The sequence below is a fragment of the Hymenobacter tibetensis genome (assembly GCF_022827545.1).
GTDB lineage: Bacteria > Bacteroidota > Bacteroidia > Cytophagales > Hymenobacteraceae > Hymenobacter > Hymenobacter tibetensis.
Genome location: NZ_CP094669.1, coordinates 3,015,968 through 3,034,846 on the forward strand (window position 1 = coordinate 3,015,968; position 18,879 = coordinate 3,034,846).

22 protein-coding genes are annotated in these 18,879 nt (G+C 55.6%); 11 read left to right on the forward strand and 11 right to left on the reverse strand.

The window, feature by feature from the left end; translation table 11 throughout:
• Positions 1-206 precede the first annotated feature (206 nt).
• Positions 207-566, reverse strand: coding sequence for an MmcQ/YjbR family DNA-binding protein (locus MTX78_RS12060; protein ID WP_243794215.1), 360 nt, complete (start codon positions 564-566; stop codon positions 207-209).
• Positions 567-769: 203 nt separating this feature from the next.
• Between MTX78_RS12060 and MTX78_RS12065 the strand changes: the two genes are divergently transcribed.
• Positions 770-1,441: an NDR1/HIN1-like protein gene (locus tag MTX78_RS12065; RefSeq protein WP_243794217.1), complete on the forward strand. Its 672-nt coding sequence runs from the start codon at positions 770-772 to the stop codon at positions 1,439-1,441.
• A gap of 208 nt (positions 1,442-1,649) precedes the next feature.
• Here the strand turns inward: MTX78_RS12065 and MTX78_RS12070 are convergent, their stop codons facing one another.
• Complete coding sequence (locus MTX78_RS12070) at positions 1,650-1,820, reverse strand: DUF6728 family protein (protein WP_243794218.1); 171 nt, start codon at positions 1,818-1,820, stop codon at positions 1,650-1,652.
• A 189-nt stretch (positions 1,821-2,009) separates the two neighbouring features.
• On the reverse strand, positions 2,010-3,776 hold the full coding sequence (locus MTX78_RS12075) for an AMP-dependent synthetase/ligase (RefSeq protein ID WP_243794220.1): 1,767 nt from the start codon (positions 3,774-3,776) through the stop codon (positions 2,010-2,012).
• Between the two features lie 208 nt (positions 3,777-3,984).
• On the opposite strand from MTX78_RS12075, the gene MTX78_RS12080 reads away from it, so the two are divergent.
• Positions 3,985-4,440: a nuclear transport factor 2 family protein gene (locus tag MTX78_RS12080; protein ID WP_243794222.1), complete on the forward strand. Its 456-nt coding sequence runs from the start codon at positions 3,985-3,987 to the stop codon at positions 4,438-4,440.
• 142 nt (positions 4,441-4,582) lie between these two features.
• On the opposite strand, the gene MTX78_RS12085 is transcribed toward MTX78_RS12080, so the two are convergent.
• The 5 genes from MTX78_RS12085 to ispG all read right to left on the reverse strand — a co-directional run bounded on the left by MTX78_RS12085 (position 4,583) and on the right by ispG (position 9,090).
• Positions 4,583-4,903 carry a DUF6984 family protein gene (locus tag MTX78_RS12085; RefSeq protein WP_243794224.1) on the reverse strand — a complete coding sequence of 107 codons (321 nt, stop codon included), beginning with the start codon at positions 4,901-4,903 and terminating at the stop codon, positions 4,583-4,585.
• A gap of 57 nt (positions 4,904-4,960) precedes the next feature.
• Complete coding sequence (locus MTX78_RS12090) at positions 4,961-5,635, reverse strand: HAD family hydrolase (protein ID WP_243794226.1); 675 nt, start codon at positions 5,633-5,635, stop codon at positions 4,961-4,963.
• A 201-nt stretch (positions 5,636-5,836) separates the two neighbouring features.
• The gene (locus MTX78_RS12095; RefSeq protein ID WP_243794228.1) at positions 5,837-6,499 is read right to left on the reverse strand and encodes a Rossmann-fold NAD(P)-binding domain-containing protein; all 663 of its coding nucleotides are present in this window, start codon (positions 6,497-6,499) and stop codon (positions 5,837-5,839) included.
• Positions 6,500-6,556: 57 nt separating this feature from the next.
• Positions 6,557-6,985: a DUF7684 family protein gene (locus MTX78_RS12100; RefSeq protein ID WP_243794230.1), complete on the reverse strand. Its 429-nt coding sequence runs from the start codon at positions 6,983-6,985 to the stop codon at positions 6,557-6,559.
• A gap of 113 nt (positions 6,986-7,098) precedes the next feature.
• On the reverse strand, positions 7,099-9,090 hold the full coding sequence (gene ispG, locus MTX78_RS12105; protein WP_243794237.1) for a (E)-4-hydroxy-3-methylbut-2-enyl-diphosphate synthase: 1,992 nt from the start codon (positions 9,088-9,090) through the stop codon (positions 7,099-7,101).
• 212 nt (positions 9,091-9,302) lie between these two features.
• Between ispG and MTX78_RS12110 the strand changes: the two genes are divergently transcribed.
• Both MTX78_RS12110 and MTX78_RS12115 read left to right on the forward strand, forming a co-directional pair.
• Complete coding sequence (locus MTX78_RS12110) at positions 9,303-9,782, forward strand: TlpA disulfide reductase family protein (RefSeq protein WP_243794240.1); 480 nt, start codon at positions 9,303-9,305, stop codon at positions 9,780-9,782.
• A 44-nt stretch (positions 9,783-9,826) separates the two neighbouring features.
• Complete coding sequence (locus MTX78_RS12115; protein ID WP_243794242.1) at positions 9,827-10,447, forward strand: thioredoxin family protein; 621 nt, start codon at positions 9,827-9,829, stop codon at positions 10,445-10,447.
• A 146-nt stretch (positions 10,448-10,593) separates the two neighbouring features.
• On the opposite strand, the gene MTX78_RS12120 is transcribed toward MTX78_RS12115, so the two are convergent.
• Both MTX78_RS12120 and MTX78_RS12125 read right to left on the reverse strand, forming a co-directional pair.
• Positions 10,594-11,250, reverse strand: a complete 657-nt coding sequence (locus MTX78_RS12120; protein ID WP_243794243.1) for an NAD(P)H-binding protein — start codon at positions 11,248-11,250, stop codon at positions 10,594-10,596.
• 156 nt (positions 11,251-11,406) lie between these two features.
• Positions 11,407-12,405: an NAD(P)H-quinone oxidoreductase gene (locus MTX78_RS12125; protein WP_243794245.1), complete on the reverse strand. Its 999-nt coding sequence runs from the start codon at positions 12,403-12,405 to the stop codon at positions 11,407-11,409.
• Positions 12,406-12,547: 142 nt separating this feature from the next.
• On the opposite strand from MTX78_RS12125, the gene MTX78_RS12130 reads away from it, so the two are divergent.
• The gene (locus MTX78_RS12130) at positions 12,548-13,048 is read left to right on the forward strand and encodes a hypothetical protein (protein WP_243794248.1); all 501 of its coding nucleotides are present in this window, start codon (positions 12,548-12,550) and stop codon (positions 13,046-13,048) included.
• Between the two features lie 172 nt (positions 13,049-13,220).
• Here the strand turns inward: MTX78_RS12130 and MTX78_RS12135 are convergent, their stop codons facing one another.
• Positions 13,221-14,423: a lactonase family protein gene (locus MTX78_RS12135; RefSeq protein WP_243794250.1), complete on the reverse strand. Its 1,203-nt coding sequence runs from the start codon at positions 14,421-14,423 to the stop codon at positions 13,221-13,223.
• Positions 14,424-14,649: 226 nt separating this feature from the next.
• Between MTX78_RS12135 and MTX78_RS12140 the strand changes: the two genes are divergently transcribed.
• The 6 genes from MTX78_RS12140 to MTX78_RS12165 all read left to right on the forward strand — a co-directional run bounded on the left by MTX78_RS12140 (position 14,650) and on the right by MTX78_RS12165 (position 18,575).
• The gene (locus MTX78_RS12140; protein ID WP_243794252.1) at positions 14,650-15,300 is read left to right on the forward strand and encodes an HAD family hydrolase; all 651 of its coding nucleotides are present in this window, start codon (positions 14,650-14,652) and stop codon (positions 15,298-15,300) included.
• A gap of 202 nt (positions 15,301-15,502) precedes the next feature.
• Positions 15,503-15,994, forward strand: a complete 492-nt coding sequence (locus tag MTX78_RS12145; protein ID WP_243794254.1) for a Panacea domain-containing protein — start codon at positions 15,503-15,505, stop codon at positions 15,992-15,994.
• On the forward strand, positions 15,978-16,358 hold the full coding sequence (locus MTX78_RS12150) for a hypothetical protein (protein ID WP_243794257.1): 381 nt from the start codon (positions 15,978-15,980) through the stop codon (positions 16,356-16,358). The genes MTX78_RS12145 and MTX78_RS12150 overlap by 17 nt, the downstream gene beginning before the upstream one ends.
• Before the next feature lie 337 nt (positions 16,359-16,695).
• Positions 16,696-17,118 (forward strand): hypothetical protein, encoded by a 423-nt coding sequence (locus MTX78_RS12155; RefSeq protein WP_243794259.1) that lies wholly within the window; start codon positions 16,696-16,698, stop codon positions 17,116-17,118.
• A gap of 574 nt (positions 17,119-17,692) precedes the next feature.
• Positions 17,693-17,995, forward strand: coding sequence for a hypothetical protein (locus MTX78_RS12160; protein WP_243794261.1), 303 nt, complete (start codon positions 17,693-17,695; stop codon positions 17,993-17,995).
• 154 nt (positions 17,996-18,149) lie between these two features.
• Positions 18,150-18,575 (forward strand): STAS/SEC14 domain-containing protein, encoded by a 426-nt coding sequence (locus tag MTX78_RS12165; protein ID WP_243794264.1) that lies wholly within the window; start codon positions 18,150-18,152, stop codon positions 18,573-18,575.
• The last annotated feature ends 304 nt before the right edge of the window (positions 18,576-18,879 follow it).

Below are 18,879 nucleotides of genomic sequence, written 5' to 3' on the forward strand. Positions count from 1 at the left end.
ATCCCTAACCTGCCTTGGTTCGGATAACGTGGCTTTTTTGATGTTTTGCGGCCGGCAGAAATGCCGTGGCGCATTCCGGTAGCGGAATTGAAAGAGGGTTATCCCGACGAGTCGTCTTTTTCGACTCGCTGAGACACCTACAAGCAGGTTGTAAGAAGACGAAGCTAGCAGCCTCCCCGTGTCCTAGACCTTACCGTGGCAAGTTGTTAGCTCTCGTGCTGTGCCAGTTCCTCGCGCAGCTTTTTCGGCAAGGAAGCGCGCACCAAGTCGTATGAGTGGTCGATAAGTTCCCAAAGCTGACCGTTCGGAACACCGGTCCCAATGAGTACTGTGTTCCAATGCTTCTTGTTCATATGGAAGCCAGGCAACACATACTCATGCTGCTCCCGCAGTTCCACAGCGCGCTCTGGGTCACACTTCAGGTTGATACTCCCAAACGTATTGATGTCGGTAAGGGCAAACACTTTGCCCCCGACTTTAAACACCAGCGTATCGGGGCCGAAGGGAGTTTCTTCGGTCACGCCGGCTTTTAGTAGGCAATAGTCGCGGAAATCTTCAATGTTCATTTTTCAGCTAACAGCTTTTGGTGGTTCGTGTCTCAAACGGGTGCCCACGCAAATCGGTTTGAATGGCTTTTCTATTCAGGCAAGTTACGGCCCCTGCTGAGCACCCAGCTGACCATGGCACTTATAGCAACTAAACTAAACACCAATTAGTATAGCAGTCCAACTATTAAAGCTTTTCCATCCTTTTTTCAGTCCCACTCCGAATGCTCCGTTTTCTTCCTTCAACCAATCGTCGTTCTCCACTGGCTGCATTGGGACTATTGTTTGTCTTGGCCTTTAGCAGCTGTGGCATTTCCGAGCAAGTACAGCAAGCCAAAGCGTTCAAAGGCGCGCAGATACGCCTAGCGTCCGTGGATCAAGCCACCGTGGCCGGCATCGACGTCACCCAAATCCGGCAGCCCAGCGACGTGAGCACCGTGGACAAGGCCCGGCTGGTGGCCGCTTACGCTGCTGGCAATATCCCTTTGCGCATGCGCGTAAACCTGGAAATCCGCAACCCCAACGACGAGGTAGCCGCCCTCAACGAGCTGGATTATGTTGCTCTCATCGATGGCAAGCAGGTAGCTACCGGCCGCTCCACTGAGCGCATAGAGGTAGCTGCTGGCGGCACCACCATTGCCCCGCTCACGCTGGAAAGCAACCTGCGCGAAGCCGTAGGGGAAGAGTCGGGCGAGGCGCTGGCAAACCTGATATTTGGTTTAGCTGATCGTGACCGTCAGCCCGTGCGCCTAACTATGCGCGTTCGGCCCACGTTTATTACCAGCAGTGGCCGCCGCATTACGCCAGCGGGCTACATCGACCTAGATAAAGAGTTTACCACCACCGAGGTGCTCAATGCCATAGACCGGCGCGACTCGCTCAAGAAACGCCCCTAACGCTGAGCAAGGATGTGAGCGGCATGTACGTTTCGCGCTGCTTCCTCACTTGCCACGCCTTCCTACGGCCTATTACTTGAAAGCCCTCCTGACCATGCTAGTCGGGAGGGCTTTATTGCTTGTATGGAAAACGGGAACGGCTAATCTCACCTCGTAGCGGAGCGACCACGCCCGGTAGGCTGACGAGGCACAAGCCAAACAACTTAGGCTAACGAAGAAACCAACGGTAGAGAAGCACCAGGAAGCCAACCAGGAACATCGCCATGGAGAGCTTATTGATGAAGTGCATAGTCCGCAGGTTGAAATTGGTGGTGCGGTTTGGGTCGTTCTTACGGAAGAAATAACCGAAAACGGGACCAAGGTTAAACAGGCCTTTCATGCGCATGATTCAAGTCTTGTGGTATGCTGATATAACACTCCGAGGCCCGGAATGATTTACTTTTCGCCCTATATTTTCAAATAATTACATAGACCTATCAAGTCGTTACAAGCCACATAACCGTCTTATTTTCAACACAATATACTATTGTCATACTGGTGTAGCAGACAAGATTCAAGGCTTCGTCTGCTAGCGGTACAGCTCCTCAATTCGTTGCTGATTGTTCTGGCTGATGATTTTGCGCTTCACCTTCAAGGTCGGTGTCAACTCCCCCGATTCCACACTCCACACTACGGGCAACAGTGCCACTTTCTTGATTTGCTCCCATTGCGCGAAGGCCACATTTGTTTGCTGCACTAGTTGCTCGTAGAGATGCTGCACTTGGGTATGCGCGGCCAATGCGGCATCGGGTAGGTCGGCGGGCAGGTTGTGGGTTTGGGCCCAGGCCCGCAGCTCAGCGAAGGCAGGCACCACCAAGCAGGCCGCAAACTTCCGGCCCTCCCCCACTACCATCACCTGCTCCACGAGCGGCGACTCCGACAGCCGCGACTCCAGGGGCTGCGGGGCCACGTACTTGCCGTTCGAGGTTTTGAACATCTCTTTTTTGCGGTCGGTAATTTTCAGAAACCGTCCTTGCACCAACTCGCCAATGTCGCCGGTATGCAGCCAGCCCTCAGCGTCGATGGTTTCGGCCGTGAGGTCGGGGCGGTTGTAGTAGCCTTGCATGACGGAAGGCGAACGGGTCAGGATTTCTCCGTCCGGGGCCAGCTTCACTTCCACCCCCGGAATCACGGGCCCTACTGCACCAATGAGGTTGCCGCTGGCTTCAGGCTGGCTGGCAGCAATAACCGGCGAGGTTTCCGTCATCCCGTAGCCCTCCATCACCCGGATACCGGCCGCCCAAAACACCCGTGCCAGCCGAGGCTGCAAAGCCCCACCCCCGCTCACAATGTAGCAAACTTGCCCACCCATGGCTTCGCGCCACTTACTGAAGATAAGCTTGTTGGCCAGGGCTAATTGTGCGTTGTACCAGGCACCCTGGTCTTTTTGCGTGTCGTAGCGCAGACCCAAGTTCAGAGCCCAGAAAAACAGCTTTTTCTTGGCGCCAGTTAGCTCGTGGCCTTTCGCTACAATCTTGTCGTAGATTTTTTCCAGCAAGCGAGGCACCGTAGTGAACACCTGCGGCTGCACTTCCCGTAGGTTGTCGGCAATGAGCTCCACGCTCTCGGCGTACCAGACACTGAAACCCAACAGCAGATACAGGAACGTGGCCGTGCGCTCGAAAATGTGGCTTAGGGGCAGGAAGCTCAATGCCTTTTGCCCGGGCGGCAACGGCAGGTAGCTGGTCAGGTTTTCGCAGTTGAAGAGAATGTTGCGGTGACTGAGCATCACACCTTTGGGCCGCCCGGTGGTGCCAGAGGTATAGATGAGCGTTAGCAAATCGTCGGGCTGCACGGCGGCTTTCAGCGCGGTAAGGGGGGCAGTGTCAGCAGACTGCCCCAGGGCCAGCAGTTCGGTGAAAGAGCGGGTACCGGCCAGCTTTTCAAACGTGAAGATGTGGCGTGGCCCCTCGGTTAGCGTTCGGGTTGCTTCCTGCACCCGAGCCAGCAGTTTCTCGTTTTCCACCAGCACCACCTGCACTCCCGCGTCTTGGAAGATGTGCCGATAGTCTTCCACCGTGATGGTGGGGTACATGGGTACGCTTACGGCTCCTAGCTGCGCAATACCAAAGTCAGCTATGACCCATTCGGGCCGGTTGGCAGAAATAATGGCCACTTTGTCGTTGGGGCCTATGCCGAGTTGTAGCAGCCCCAGGCTCACCTGGTTGCTAAGCTCCTGTACCCGCGCCGCACTCAGTGGCTGCCAGGTACCTGCCTTCTTTTCCACCAAGCAGTCTGCCTGTGGCGTGGTGGCAGCTAAATGGGCAAGCAGGTCAAAGGTGCGGCGGATTTCCATGGAGGGGTGCAATGAGGCAGGAAGCAGAGCGGTTGCTCCTACAATATTAATCTGGTGGGCGCCAATAGTGCTACCACGCCATAATGTTGCTACGGCTGCGTGCTGTTTGTAGCAGGTAATGCGCCTGAACACAGCGGGTACGCGTCTGATTGCGCGCCGCAACGTTGGGATATGGTTAGTGTCCTTGGTTCAGTTTAACTTCCACCCCATGAAACACTTCCTACTTTTCGGCCTGCTTGTGTCCGCTACGTCTGCTTCGGCCCAAACGCCAGCCGCCGAAACCGAAGCCGTCAAGAAAACCATCCAGACGTTTTTTGAGGGCATGCGCAACGGGGACAGCACGGTGGTACGGTCCACGTTTGCTCCTGGCGCGGTTTTTCACACCATTGCCAACCGCAACGGCACCACCCAGCTTCTGCCCGAAAACCCATCGGAGTTTGTGAAAGCCGTAGGCAAGCCGCACAAGGAAGTGTGGGACGAGCGTATCACCTTCGATAAAGTACTGATTGATGCCAACCTAGCCAGCGTCTGGACTCCCTACGAATTTTACCTCGGCAACACCTTCAGCCACTGCGGCTACAATTCGTTTCAGTTAGTGAAGCTGGCCAGCGGCTGGAAGATTGCGCACGTCATCGACACCCGGCGCAAAGACAAGTGCAAGTGAGGCTTGGTGGTTGCTGGTTAATCCCAACGAAAGACCTTTGCTGGCCCCTCGCCAGGGCCATTAGAGCAGCTAAATATTAACGGCATCAAGAGTTGACTACGCATCCATCACCCACTAACTCCCAACAATCCGCCAATCCGCATTAGAAAGCCGGTATGCGGCGAAGCGGCGAGTCATCTGTTTTCCAGTAGTCCAACTCATACAGCTCCCCTTCTTGATCTAGGTAAAGGGAAACGAATGCCAACACCCCATCCTCATCCAGGAACTGGGTGCTGGCTATTCGTTCTCCTAGCTGGCGGTTTGGCTGGGTGCCAACAAACCGTAGGGGCCCGTTTTCACCCGTATGCAGCTCCTCTACCTCCACCGTGTGGAGCAATGCCAACAGGCGTTCCACCCGAGGTTTACCACGGAGCATGAAAATGAGCATGCCAAGCTCAGGCAGTTTCAGCGAACGTCTGGCCATGGGCTGGAAACGGCGGCAGCTAGGTCACCTGCCGCACCCTCCACTGGTGTATACGGGCTAGGCCGGATTTGCAGCGTTGGGAAACGCTAGTATAGTGGCGGCGTTCAGCTCCCTCAGGTCCGACACCACCCGGTCGGCCAAGCGCAGGTCCTGGCCGGTGGAATGTTCACTACGGTAGCCAATGCAGTACATGCCCGCAGCTTTGGCGGCCGCTACGCCGTTGGCAGCATCCTCAAGTACCAGGCAGCCAGGGGGCGGCGTACCCGCTAGCTCGGCGGCATGCAGAAAGATGGCCGGGTTAGGTTTCGACTCGGTGAAATCTTCGCCGCTCACCAGGTGCGCAAAGAATGGATATAGCCCAAACCGATTGAATACGCGGGCAATGGTGTCTTTGGAGGCCGAGGAAGCCAATACTAGCGGCACGCCGTGCTGGTGCAGGTCTTCAACCAACTGCCGCGCTCCGGGCAGCAAATCCAGCTCCGTCGATTCGTCGAAAGACTTACCGAACAGTTCCCGCTTGCGGCTCATCAGGGCGTCCACTTCCTGGGGCAGATCGAACTTCTGCTTTAGCCGCTGATAGATGTTGCGGGTGGAGGAACCCAGAAACGGGGCATAGTCCTCGGCCGTCATGGTAATGCCTAGCTCGGCGAAGTGGCGAAAGAAAGCGTCGTGGTGTAGCGGCTCGGTGTCAACCAGCACGCCATCCATATCGAAAATTACGGTGCGAATCATGCAGAAAAGTAGGGAGGCCCGGCCAAAGGTAGCGCATAGACGCGTGGGCTGAATGGTGCTGCTGGAAACGGATAGGCTCTACGGACTGCCACCGCCAGCACACATGCCGCTCCCCTAACCCTGAATACCCCACGAGAACGTCATGCTGCGCCACACGAGGCATCTGCTGTGCTAAGAATAGATGCTCGGACAACGACTGGCTTACTTCTTCACCAACGCCTTGATATCGGGCACTTCCAACACTGACTTGGGAGCCCCATGCTGCGCCACCCGAATCATGGCCTGCCCTACTGCCGCTAGTGTGGATACGTAATTGGGTGCTACCGTGCGCAACACCGGATACAGCCACCCTATCAAGTTGTAGTAGCCCTTTATGTTTTGCTGCCCCGGCGTGGCACGCATAAACGCAGGCCGGAACATATAGGCCTGTTTGAAGCCCAGTTTCAGTAAGTTGTTTTCGGTCTCGCCTTTCACGCGGGCCCACATCTGGCTGCTTTTCAGCGTGCTGTCTGTGCCTGCCCCCGATACAAAGCAGAACGTCAGGTCGGGGTTGCGAGGCAGCAGGGTTTCAGCAAAGCGCATCGTCAGGTCATAAGTGAGGCGGCGGTACTCCGGCTCCTTCATCCCCACCGACGACACGCCCAAGCAGAAAAAACAGGCGTTGTAACCCTTAAGTTGGTCTTGGATGGGCGTAAGATCGTGGAAATCAGTGTGTGTGATTTCACGCAGCTTTGGGTGCGTATGGCCGCTGGGCTTGCGGCTAACGGACAGCACCTGTTCCACCTCGGGGTCGTTTAAACATTCCAGTAGCACGCCCTCTCCCACCATGCCGGTGGTTCCGGTCAATATCACGCGTAGTTTCATGTGATGGGCAGACGGATGAGCAGCCGGAATGTTTTATAGCAGTAAAGCCGATAACTTTTAAGAAAGTGCTGACATTAAGTTGCTCTTATCTATATCACTCTTGCTGTCCAGATTGATGCAAACCACTTTGCTGATAACCAACTCCTCATGGCAAGCCACATTTACAGCAAACCATATTCCCTCTTTGAAGTCATCATGCCAAGTCGTCATTGGAGCATAAATGCTACTATGCTCCACACCTTGCCATATTATTCCCTCATCAAAACTATCGTGAATCAACTCACAGGCTTTACCCGCTGTACAGATATAAGCTGGTTTGTGGGCAATGCACTCATCTACAAAAGCAATGATAACCTCCTTATCAGGATCGTCACCAATTGCGAATAACAACCAACTGCTTTCAAAGACCTTACTATTCCAATCTACTTTGCCTTCTGTTGTGAAGTAGTAGATATCCCTGCCATTTTGCTGGCCTACATAATTCATTTATCTCTGTTAGTGGCTATGCTATGCGAGCAACAGGTATTGTAATGCTACGCTTTACTGAAGCGGAAGAGATGCCCTGGCAAGCGCAGCATGACAAACGTAAGGATACATACCTACCCCAATACCGGCTCTTCCAGCACTTCTTTCTCGATCCAGCGGCCGTCTTCGCGCATGAGTTCGATGAGTTCGTCCACGGCTTGTTCTTCGGGCACGGCCTTCTTGATGACCTCTTGGCCGCGGTAGAGGGCAATTTTGCCTTTGCCCACGCCCACGTAGCCGTAATCGGCGTCGGCCATTTCGCCGGGGCCGTTCACGATGCAGCCCATAATGCCGATTTTCACGCCCTTGAGGTGGTCGGTGCGCTTGCGGATCATGGCGGTGGTTTCCTGCAGGTCGAATAGGGTACGGCCGCAGCTGGGGCAGCTGATGTACTCGGTTTTGGACATGCGGGTGCGCGCCGCTTGCAGGATGCCGAAGCTGAGTTGGTTGAGTTGGTCGATGTCGCGCAACCAGTGTTCCTGCTCTTGCTCGGGCAGCAAGTCGGTGCAAAGGGCAATGCCATCACCAAGGCCGTCGATGAGCAGGCCGCCCACGTCGGTGGCGGCATCAAGCTGCGTTTGGGCTGGGTTCTCCAGGGTGTAGAGGCGGCGAACTATTACTGGGCAGGTCACACCGTAGTCCAACAAATCAAAGAAGGCGCGCCGCATCTCGGGCATGGCGTGGGCGTTGGTGCTGCTTAGCACCAGCACTACGCGGGTTTCGGTGCGCAACTGGGCCAGCAGCTCGGCATCCAGCGTACTCAACTCCACCACCAGGAAATTGAGTTGCGGGTGCAGCTTTGGAAAGTCGGCCAGATAAATATCAACGGTGAGCAAGGGAAAATGGTCGAGGCGCTGGCCGCCATCCACCCAGGCGCTGTGCGTTACAATCTCCTTGAGGCCGTTGGGCAGCATAAACGGCACGGGCCGCTCCCCGGTATAGATGAAGTCGGCCCCCAAGTCGCTCATTTGGAACTTGTCGAGAAACGAGGAATACAAGTGCCCGGCAGCGCGCAAATCGGCGTACTCCAGCTTCGGCAGGCGCGAAAGGTCGGCTACGACGCGCGGCACGTTCAGCCCCCCGATGTTGAGCACCTCGTGCGTGATGCGCCGATGGTACTGGAACGGGTCGAGCGGCTCCGCTTCCAGCAGCGGCCGAATCGATTGGGCCTCCTGGGCGCGGTTGGTGTAACGGTTGATAAGGGCTCTAGCTACGGGGGCTTCGGCTTCGGGGGCTTCGGTGAGGCTCACGCGCACGGTGTCGCCGAGGCCGTCTTCGAGCAGCGTACCAATGCCCACGGCCGATTTGATGCGGCCGTCCTCGGCTTCGCCGGCTTCGGTTACGCCAAGGTGCAGCGGGTAGGGTTGCAGGCCTTCTTCGTCGAGCTTCTGCACCAACAAGCGGTAGGCTTGCACCATCACCTGCGTGTTGGAGGCTTTCATGCTCAGCACCACGTTGTAGTAATTTTCTTCTTCGCAAAGGCGCAGAAACTCCAGCGCGGACTCTACCATGCCCAGCGGCGTATCGCCGTAGCGGCTCAGAATCCGGTCGGACAGGGAACCGTGGTTGGTACCGATGCGCATGGCGGTGCCGTACTGCTTGCAAATCTGAACCAAGGGCCGGAACCGCTCCCGAATGCGCTCCACCTCGGCGTGGTAGGTGGCGTCGGTGTACTCGATGAAGTCGAACTTCTTTTTGTCGGCGTAGTTGCCGGGGTTCACGCGCACTTTCTCTACAATGCGGGCTGCTAGCTCGGCTGCGTTGGGCGTGAAGTGGATATCGGCAATCAGGGGCACGGTGCAGCCCCGCTTGCGCAACTCTTTTTTAATTTCCAGCAGGTTTTGCGCCTCCTTCATGCTAGGCGCCGTGATTCGCACGTACTCGCACCCGGCCTCCACCATGCGCAATGTCTGCTCCACTGAACCCAGGGTGTCCATGGTATCGACGGTGGTCATGCTCTGCACCCGGATTGGGTGGAGCCCCCCCATGGGCAAATCCCCTAGTTGAACTTCGCGGGAAAGGCGGCGCTTGTATTCGGTGAGGCTAGGGCAATAGGTCTTGTTCATAACCCGAAGGGAACTGTTTCTTGGAATAACAAAGGTACGGAAGGTTCGTTGTTGACTGGCAGCAGAATGAGTGCCAAGCGGCTATTCGTAACGCATCTCTTTTACGCTCCCTCAGCCAAGCCCGGAGTGCAGGGGTAGTGCCACCGCCGCAACTTCTGGCGCCACGAACTGTCTATAGAAAAATATTGCTCCCTTACTTTCTCATGAAGCATTTGAAACTCTTTCCCCTAGCCGCGGCGCTGCTCTTCGCGCTGCCGAGCCAGGCCCAGCAAGTTGCCCTCATCAAACTACCCGAGCTGCAAAAACGCCTCAGCCGCAAAACAGACACCACATACGTCATCAACTTCTGGGCCACGTGGTGCGCGCCCTGCGTGAAGGAGCTGCCCTACTTCGAGCAAGTGAACACCACCTACGCCAAGCAAAAGGTGAAGGTGCTGCTGATAAGCATGGACTATGCCTCCCAACTCGACAAAAAAGTGAAGCCCTTCGTGCTGAAGCGCGGGCTGAAGTCGGAAGTGGTGCTGCTCAACGAAGCTGATCCCAACACCTGGATGGACAAGGTGGACGGCAAATGGTCGGGGGCGCTGCCCTTTACGCTGATGATCAACAACAGCAAGCAGAAACGAGTGGCTTACGAAAAGGAATTCACTCAGCCAGAGCTAACGGCGGCCTTACAGAAGTTTCTCCAGTGATTTTCAGTACCGCTTTTCGTCTTTCACTTCTACCTCTCCTCTCTATGAAAAAGCTAGTTCCTTTTCTGGCTGCCTGCCTGTTGCTGGTGCTGAGCAGCTACGTTCGGCCGATGGCGGGCTATCAGGTTGGTGATAAAGCCGCCGACTTCAAGCTCAAAAACGTGGATGGCAAGCTGGTGTCATTGGCCGACAACAAGACGGCGAAGGGCTACATCGTGGTGTTCACCTGCAACACCTGCCCCTACGCCCAAGCCTACGAAAGCCGCATTATTGCGCTGCATCAGAAATACGCCAGCCAAGGCTACCCCGTCGTAGCCATCAACCCCAACGACCCCGCCCTTGCCCCCGGCGACTCTTTTGCGGCCATGCAGGCACAAGCGAAAAGCAAGAAGTATCCTTTCCCCTACCTCTTAGATGAAACGCAGCAGGTTGCCCAATCGTACGGAGCCACCCGCACGCCCCACCTCTACGTCCTGACCCGCCAGGGTACCGGCAACGAGTTCAAGGTGAGCTACATCGGCGCCATCGACGACAACTCGGAAGACGCCACGCGGGTGAAAACCAAGTACGTGGAAAATGCCATGACCGAAATCCTGGCCGGCAAGCCCGCTACTACGGGTTCCACCAAAGCCATCGGCTGCTCCATAAAATGGCGTAAGGCGTAGTTAGGTTAGCTCCAACACAAAACGAAGCTCCGGCTTCCGCAGCACACACGAGGCGAGTATCGGCTGCAAACGCCAAATGGCGCGGCAACTGCTAGTCAGCTTGTGGGGGCGGGGGCCGGAGCTTCGTGCGTGTACAGGTGCGGAGACTACTCAGCAGCGCGTTTGAATACGCCTTCCAGCGAGTCAATCTGCACGCCGGGCTTTTCGTCGAGGGCGGCATTTATCATGGCGTTGGCTACTTCCCGGCCGTGGATGGGGCGGTAGGGAGCCAACCCAGGCACGCGCGCCAACAAGGCGGCCAACGGCAACGCGATGCGCTCGGCTAGCCGGGGCTCGGGGCGGTTTCCGGCCAGCATACCAGGCTGGATAATGCGGATGCGTTGGAACGGCAGGCGCTTGATGGAGCGCTCCAATTCGCCTTTCATGCGCATGTAGAAAACAAACGCGTCGGGGTCGGCAGAGGCAGATGAAACCAACACGTAGGTTTTAACGCCATTTTGCGCGGCGGCTTCGGCGGCCCGGTATTGGTACGTGTAGTCTACTTTGTATTGCGCGTGGTGGCTGCCGGCTTGTCGCAAGGTGGTGCCCAGCGTTGAAAACAGGACATCACCGGCCAGCAGGTGCTGCCACTTTTCGGGCTCATCGAAGTTCACAATGTGCTCCTCCAGCTTCGCCGGATTCTTGAACCCGGTGGGCCGACGCACAAATATCTTGATAGTGGCAAACCGGTTGTCGGAAAGCAACTGCCGCAAAAGGTAGTTGCCAACAAGACCGGTGGCCCCAATTAGTAAAGCAGTTTTCATGAGGCGTGCAAAGATGTTTTGGAGTGGTAGGCAGGCTGCTTTCTAGGAAAGCACAGAACGGACAGCGCAACACGGTTGAGCTTGTACGCAAGCTCAGCATTTTCCGCTTGTTTTTGCTTGCCTTTCTGCGCTTTCCGGGCTTCTCCCACCGCTACGCTATACCGAAGGCACCTCCTGTTGCTCGTGCGTGAGCAGCACTATTTTGCCGATGTGCTCACTGCTTTCCAGAAGCTGGTGCGCGGCCGCGGCTTCGGCCAGCGGAAACGTGCGGTAGAGCACCGGCCGAAACTGTTTCTGGAGTAGCAAGGGCCATACGTGGCGTTCCACTTCGGCAGCAAGGGCGGCTTTGAATGCAGCGGAGCGCGGCCGCAACGTGCTGCCGCTGATAGTAAGGCGACGGCGCATAACGTCCAGCGCATTGAATTCGGCCGTTCCGCCCCGCATGGCGTTGATATATACCAGGCGGCCATCGTCGCGGAGCAGCCGCAGGTTTTTAGGAGTGTAGTCACCGCCTATCATATCCAGCACCACGTCGGCGCCGCCCATGGCCTGCACTTCCACCTCGAAATCTTGTTCTTTGTAGTTGACCACCACATCGGCGCCTAAAGCCCGCACTGCTGCCGCTTTGGCGCTGCTACCCACTGTAGCGGCTACGGTGCTGCCCAGCGCATGCGCCAGCTGCACCGCCGTGATACCAATGCCACTGCTGCCACCGTGCACCAGCAGCGTTTCGCCGGGTTGGAGCAGCCCCCGCTGAAACACGTTGTGCCACACCGTAAATACCGTTTCGGGCAAGCTAGCGGCTTCAGCGAAGCTCCACCCGGCGGGCAACGGCAGGCAATGCCGCGCATCCACTACGGCGTACTCGGCGTAGCCCCCAGAAGCCAACAATGCACACACTTGGGCGCCGGGTTGCCAGCGCGTGACACTGGCACCGCTCCGCTCCACGATGCCAGCTACTTCCAGCCCCGGCACTGTGCCGCTGACATCCCCAGAGCCAGCGTACTTGCCTTGCCGAAGCAATACATCCGGACGATTTACGCCCGCTGCCTGCACCCGAATTAGAATCTCGTGGGCCGCGGGCTCCGGAATGGGCTGGGAGGTAAGATGCAGCACTTCGGGCCCGCCGGGTGCACTGATGACAATAGAATTCATGAGCAAGAAATAGCGCGAAAGAACAGCGTTGCGTATGCAGCTATGCCGCGGCGGCCGTGGGCACCACTACCCACCATTGCACGATACGCGAAGTGGTAGCGCCGCGCTGCTTTCCTGCCGCATTTTCTGTTTATTGCCTTCCATGAAGAAGCTGAGCCTACTCCCGCATATTGTTCGCACTGCCAGCCAGCTTACGGGTATGGCCGCTTGGCAGACCGGCCGCTTGTTTCGTAAAGCCGCAGCTTCGGCCCTCGATTCCATTCAAGAAGTGTTGCGGGCGGAAGTGAAAAAAGGCAATGCCAAGCTCGTCGTTGACTTTCTGACCGATAAAGCCCTGCCCACTGCCCGCGCGTTGCTGCTGGAACGCATGGCCGCCCGGCTGCTGATTCGCCTGGGGCTTCGCGGCGCTCTGGCTTCCAGCGTCGTCGGCTGGATTTTGCCTTTCGTGTTAGAGCAGATGGTACGGGTTGGGCAGCGCACTGGCCTTTTCGATAAGATTCGCGCCAATCCTACCGTACAAGACAGCCTACTTCGCCTAGAAGAGCTACGCCAAGCCGTTTGGAAACGGCTGGCCCCCGACCACGGCACCGGCGTGCAGCTCCTAGACGATGACGCCGAGCTACCCCGTGAGTTGCCAGCTTGAAAATATGCACAGGTCACGCTGTTGAAAGCCCCTCATGCTGCGCTGGCCGAAGCATGAGGGGCTTTATGCGTTTGAAACCTGCTCTCAGTGGACTGCCTAGGCAGGCTGGTTGACGGCAATTACTCTTGCTATACTTCCAAGCCTATACTTCTACGCGGGTGCTCTATCTTTTCTATTTGCCAGCCCGAGTGAAGTCAGACGTGACAAAGAGGAACATAGGGGAAGGAATGTCGATAGACTGGCCGGTGGGCCGCAACTTTCCTGTTTTCTGGTCGACGTGGTAGGTGAAGACGTTGTTGGAATTTTGGTTGCCTACTAGTAGCAAACGGCCAGCTGGGTCGAGCGTGAAATTGCGTGGGGTTTTGCCTTGCGTGCTCTCGTGCTGAAGCAAGGTTAGGTTGCTGCCGTCAATACCAAACACAGCAATGCTGTTGTGGCCGCGGTTGGAAGCGTACAAAAACTTGCCGTTGGGCGAAACGTGGATGTCGGCACAGGAGTTGTCGCCCACAAAGCCCGCGGGCAGCGTCGAAACGGTTTGCAGTTCGCGGAAAGTGCCTTGAGCGGCGTCGTAGGCCAGGGCCGTTACCGTGGAGTTCAGCTCGTTGATGAGGTAGGCACTACGGCCATTGGGATGAAACGTGAGGTGGCGCGGCCCGGCCCCGGGCTTGGCAGTGAAGGCGGGTTCCGGCTTGGCAGTCAGCTTGCCGGTGGCCGGCTCCACCTGATAGCTGTACACTTTGTCGGTGCCCAGATCCACAGCAAAGGCATACTTGTTGGCGGGGTCAGGGAGGAAGCAATGGGCATGGGGCATATTCTGGTTTTTGTGCGGGCCGCTGCCTTGGTGCTGGTTCATGCCCGTTGGGGCGCCCACTTTGCCATCAGCCGCCACGGGCAGCACGCTCACGTTACCGCCCATATAGTTGGCCACCAGCACCGCTTTTTCCGTGCGGTCGAGGCTGATGTAGCAAGGCGAGCCCCCCTGCGAAGGCTCTTGGCTGAGCAGCGTGAGGCCGCCCGTCTGTTGGTTGATTGCAAACGCACTAACCGCCCCGCTTTTCGCGCCCCGGAACTCGCTGGTTTCGTTGACCGTGTATAAGTGCTGCCGCTTGGCGTCCAGGGTCAGGTACGTGGGGCTCGCGCCGCCCTTCAAGCCGCTCACTTGCGTCAGCGCCCCGGTGGTTGGGTCGAGCCGATACAGGAAAATCGTATTCTCGGTTTCCGAATTCACATTGGTCCCGATATACACCAGATACCCTGGTGCATCAGGGGTACTTGGCACTATGCGCGCGCAACCAACCAGCGAGAAGGAAGCCAGCACTAGGCCAAAGCCGGTATTCTTAAGAAAACTACGACGCGAATACAAGTTGCGAATCATGAAAACAAGGGTAGCAAGTGGGACGTTATGCTGCCAGCCAGGTTGTGGCTCCGCTAGGTGTTGCCCGGCAGCAGGGCAAACTACAAAATTCCCTAACCCGCTCGTCTATTCCTTGCAAACCTCCCTTCCCGACTAGGGATAGAAATGCGTTTCCACCCCTTGTATTCTAGGTTTGGGTTGTATTGCATAGTAGGTTTGCGCGCACTCCCTTTACCGATACGCACTTATGAAAGGCTTCATTTTCGATTTGAATGGTACCATGATCCACGACATGGAGTATCATACAAGAGCCTGGCAACACCTGTTCAACCACGACTTGGGCGGCAATTTCACCTGGGAAGAAGTTAAGCCCCAGATGTATGGCAAAAACCAGGAGGTACTGGTACGGATGTTTGGCGCCGACCGCTTTACGGAAGCAGAAATGGATCGTCTGTCGCTGGAAAAGGAAAAGCGCTACCAGCAGGAGTTTCTTCCGCACTTGCAGCTGCTGCCCGGTTTGCCGGCTTTTCTGGAGCAAGCCTACCAGCAGAACATCCCCATGGCAATTGGATCGGCCGCTATTCCCTTCAACATCGATTTTGTACTCGATACCTTACATATCCGGCACTACTTCAGCACCATTGTCAGCGCCGACGACGTTGTCTTAAGCAAACCGCACCCCGAAACTTTCCTTAAGGCCGCAACCCAATTGGGAGTGCCGCCCACCGAATGCGTGGTATTCGAAGACGTTCCGAAAGGCGCTGAAGCCGCTCACAATGCGGGCATGAAAGCTGTAGTGCTAACCACCACGCACGAAGCGCATGAATTCACGCACCTGCCCAACGTGTTGCATTTTGCTGCCGACTTCAACGACGAGTTTATGAAGACGCTCTTGTAAGTAAAGTCCTTGCAGCCAAGTAGTACTGCGCAAGCGCCGGGCTACTGACACACAGCAATAGGAGCTAGCAACCCGGCACCCGTGCTTTGTTTCTGCTACCAACTAGCATTAAATCGACAATTCTTTGCACCGCTTGGGAATTGTTCGTATATATAGTTGCGTTCTGCACTATCTTACCCGCTTTCACACCATCCGTTTGCTCATGGAAAATGCAGTTGCAGTAGCTAATTACTTCGTCAGGAAGTCGTTGGATTCAGGCATTCCTGTCACGCCCATGAAGCTTGTGAAGCTCGTGTACGTAGCACACGGCTGGTATTTGGGCCTAACGGGGGAGCCACTGATTGCCGAAGGAGTGCAAGCATGGAAATATGGCCCGGTAGTGCCTTCGGTATACGACAATTTCAAAATGTACGGGGGGTCTCCCATCACGGAGCCAGCCGGTACGCTAAGCACCAACGGCCAGAGCGTGTACTACACCCTGAGCCGACCTGAACTGGCCGCCTTCCTCGACAAAATTTGGGAAGAGTACAAAGACTACTCCGCCGTGGAACTATCGGCGCTGACGCACCAAGAGCGTACGCCCTGGTTTGATACGTGGCACAACAAGGGCGGTAAAGCCAACCGGGCAGTGCCCATTGCCAACGATGCCATTCAGTCGCACTACCAGATTCTAGCGAGTGCCAACGTCGCCTAACCCCAAGCCCACCCCCGATCTGAACGCCATTCAGGCCGAAAAACGTCCTACCCGCCGCGGCGCGCTGCAGGCTGCCGAGCAGGAAAAAGACTGGTTTGAAGAAGACAAACGCAAAGGCAAGCATCGCCGCGACCAGCAAGCGCGCAATCTGCTGCATTGGGTCCTGTTGGTCCTGCTGGTAGTAGCCGGTATTATCCTGCTAGTGGGTCTGGTTATTCGGGCCTGCCACGTGTTCTTACCTCCCGAGCAGTTTTGGCTCAACAAAGAGCAACTGGAGTTCATCGACCATCTTTTCCAGCTAGCTGGCTCCGGCTTCCTGGGTGGTTTAATGACGAGGTATTTAACTCGCAACATAGAAGACTAGAAACCGGTCCGCAGGCAAGCAGTCATTGACTTCTTATGCTAGAAGCGAGACGAACTTGCCCGCCATGACGAGCCCCTCCGCTTGCCCTGCTTGCTGCTACCCGCAGCACGTGCCTCTTCTCGCTTAACCTTGTATACCAGGCCTCTTTCAGGCAAGTAGTGCACGAAAATCGATTACGGATATCTTCCTATATACTGGACTTTCACTAGGAAGGTATGGGTCAAGGTGGTTAAGTTTGACTGGCGGCAGGAGCCTTACATGGAGTTATCTATCCGGGAAATTATAGTCCTACTGCACTTCGTTTTATTTGCCGCGCAGATTTCCGGCTATTCGCAGCATGAAAACAGAAATACGTAATCCTTTTGGCGCAATATACCTTACTGTTGAGTTTCACGAGGCCAGTAACTTAGTGTATAACAATTGGTTTGGTTACCAGACCTACCCTGGTATTATAGCGGGTGCCAACACCAGCCTCAAAATTATAGTGGAGCATCAGTGCCCTTACCTACTCAACGACAACAGCCTGGTAGTAGGGCCCTGGGACCACGCGCTAGAATGGCTCACCACCGGTTGGGCCCCACGGGCGGTGAAAGGTGGTTTAACCCATTTCGCTCACGTAGTAAGTCCGGAGTCCTTTGCCGCCTTCTCGGCCCACAACTTACATATGGAAATCAGCGAAAAGCTGCACATGCGCATCTTCGATAGCGTTATCGAGGGGTTAGAGTGGTTGCGTGCTGCTCAGCGTAAGTTGTCCCATTGAGTTCAAATGATTACAACCCCACTTGTCCCCTACTACTGCTACTGTTGGCAAGAATATTACTCTGGCATCTTACTTGTACCTGGTTAGCTCAACCTCATACATAATTCCTGCTATCTATCTATTTCTCAATTCAACAGGTAAAGCCCCGGTTCCTTTCATTATCATTCTAGTGTCTGCGCTATTTTAGGATCTATTGTAGCGGTACGCTTACAGCTTACAGCTTGCAGCAGGCAATACATAACAAAGGTGCCGTTACTGCTGCATGCAGTAGGCATAACTATTTTGTGCTTCTACTCTTTTCTTACCCTATTTCACAGCGCCACCTAATACTCCTGTGTATCCTAGCCTTTCTGACCTTGAACCTAGGCAACATGGTTTTCCTATTCAGAGTCTGCAGATGGCCGGACACAACCGGCTGAACTACCGAACTATCCTTCTACCCTTCACTTATTTCTTGTTAGATATGCTTCGTCTTTTACCACTCCTCACCCTATGCCTACTCTTATTTGCCACGGCCTGTGAAAAGGATAACGTAGCAGAACCTCCTTTAGAAGGGCGTTGGAATCACAAAAGCATGATGGTCTACGTTTGTGATAAGCAGGGCAACGCGTTGGAGACTCATCCTGGCATATCGCCCACTCCCTACTACCTGGTACTGACTTCCTCAACACAGGAGCGCTTCGACTTACCCGGTGATGTACCGCGGGGCTCGACGACGTTCACTCGCCAAGACAACCAGCTTACCTTTGCCGACGGCCGCCAGCTATTTATCGTGGAACTAACGTCCCGGCGGCTGACGCTGCATGATAAGAACGGCGGTCCTTCGCTCATCACTCCAGGCGACCATATGGAAGTGGATTATATCTACGAACGATGAGGGAAATATGCCCTTTGTGGTCCTCTCAACATCAAAATCAGGCTCATCTTACTTCTTGTCTTGTGAGCAGCCGCAACAAACTGGCTGCTCTGCCTCTGACTAAAGCCTCTCTTACTGTTCCTATGCGAACCCACCCCCATCATAACCTCTCAGCATGCCCATAGAACTAACAAACGGGTTCGGTAAGGTCTATCTCACCATTGAGCACGATGCCGCCAACCAGTGGGTCTACAACAACTGGATTGGCTATCAGACCTACATCGGCATTATTGCTGGCGCCGATGCCTGCCTGCACCCCCTAGGCGAAAACCGCTGCCCCTACCTACTCAACGACAACCGCCAGGTTATCGGCCCCTGGAACCACGCCGTGGAATGGCTAGCCACCGACTGGGCCCCGCGGGCCAGCCGGCAGGGCCTTACCCACTTCGCCCACGTCGTTAGTCCCGAGTCACTGGCCGCTACGTCAGCCGAGGCAATGTACCTCGGCATCAACGGCCAGATTCAGATGCGCATGTTCTCGGAAATAGACGAGGCCCAGGCGTGGCTGCGCGAAGCCCAAAAACATGCCACTACCCCCTGATGCTATAGCCGCTCACGAGGCGGGTGTTGCAGAGAGGGAGTGTAACTGGCTGAGTTGAGTTAAGCAAATTAGCCGCCTGCTTTCGGAACAACCCATTTTACAATATTAAATAGGGGAGCCGCTTGGGGCTTCTGCATTCTACAGTAGCTTAACAGAGAAACAGAAAAGGCCTTCTGCGTATTGCAGAAGGCCTTTTTGCTAGAACCCGAAAATTCAGGCAACAAAAAGTCGCCCCCACCCGGAAGCATTATGCTTACTAGAAAGTGTCTTTCTAGCATGTGAAAGCACTTTTCCAAAAATGGGG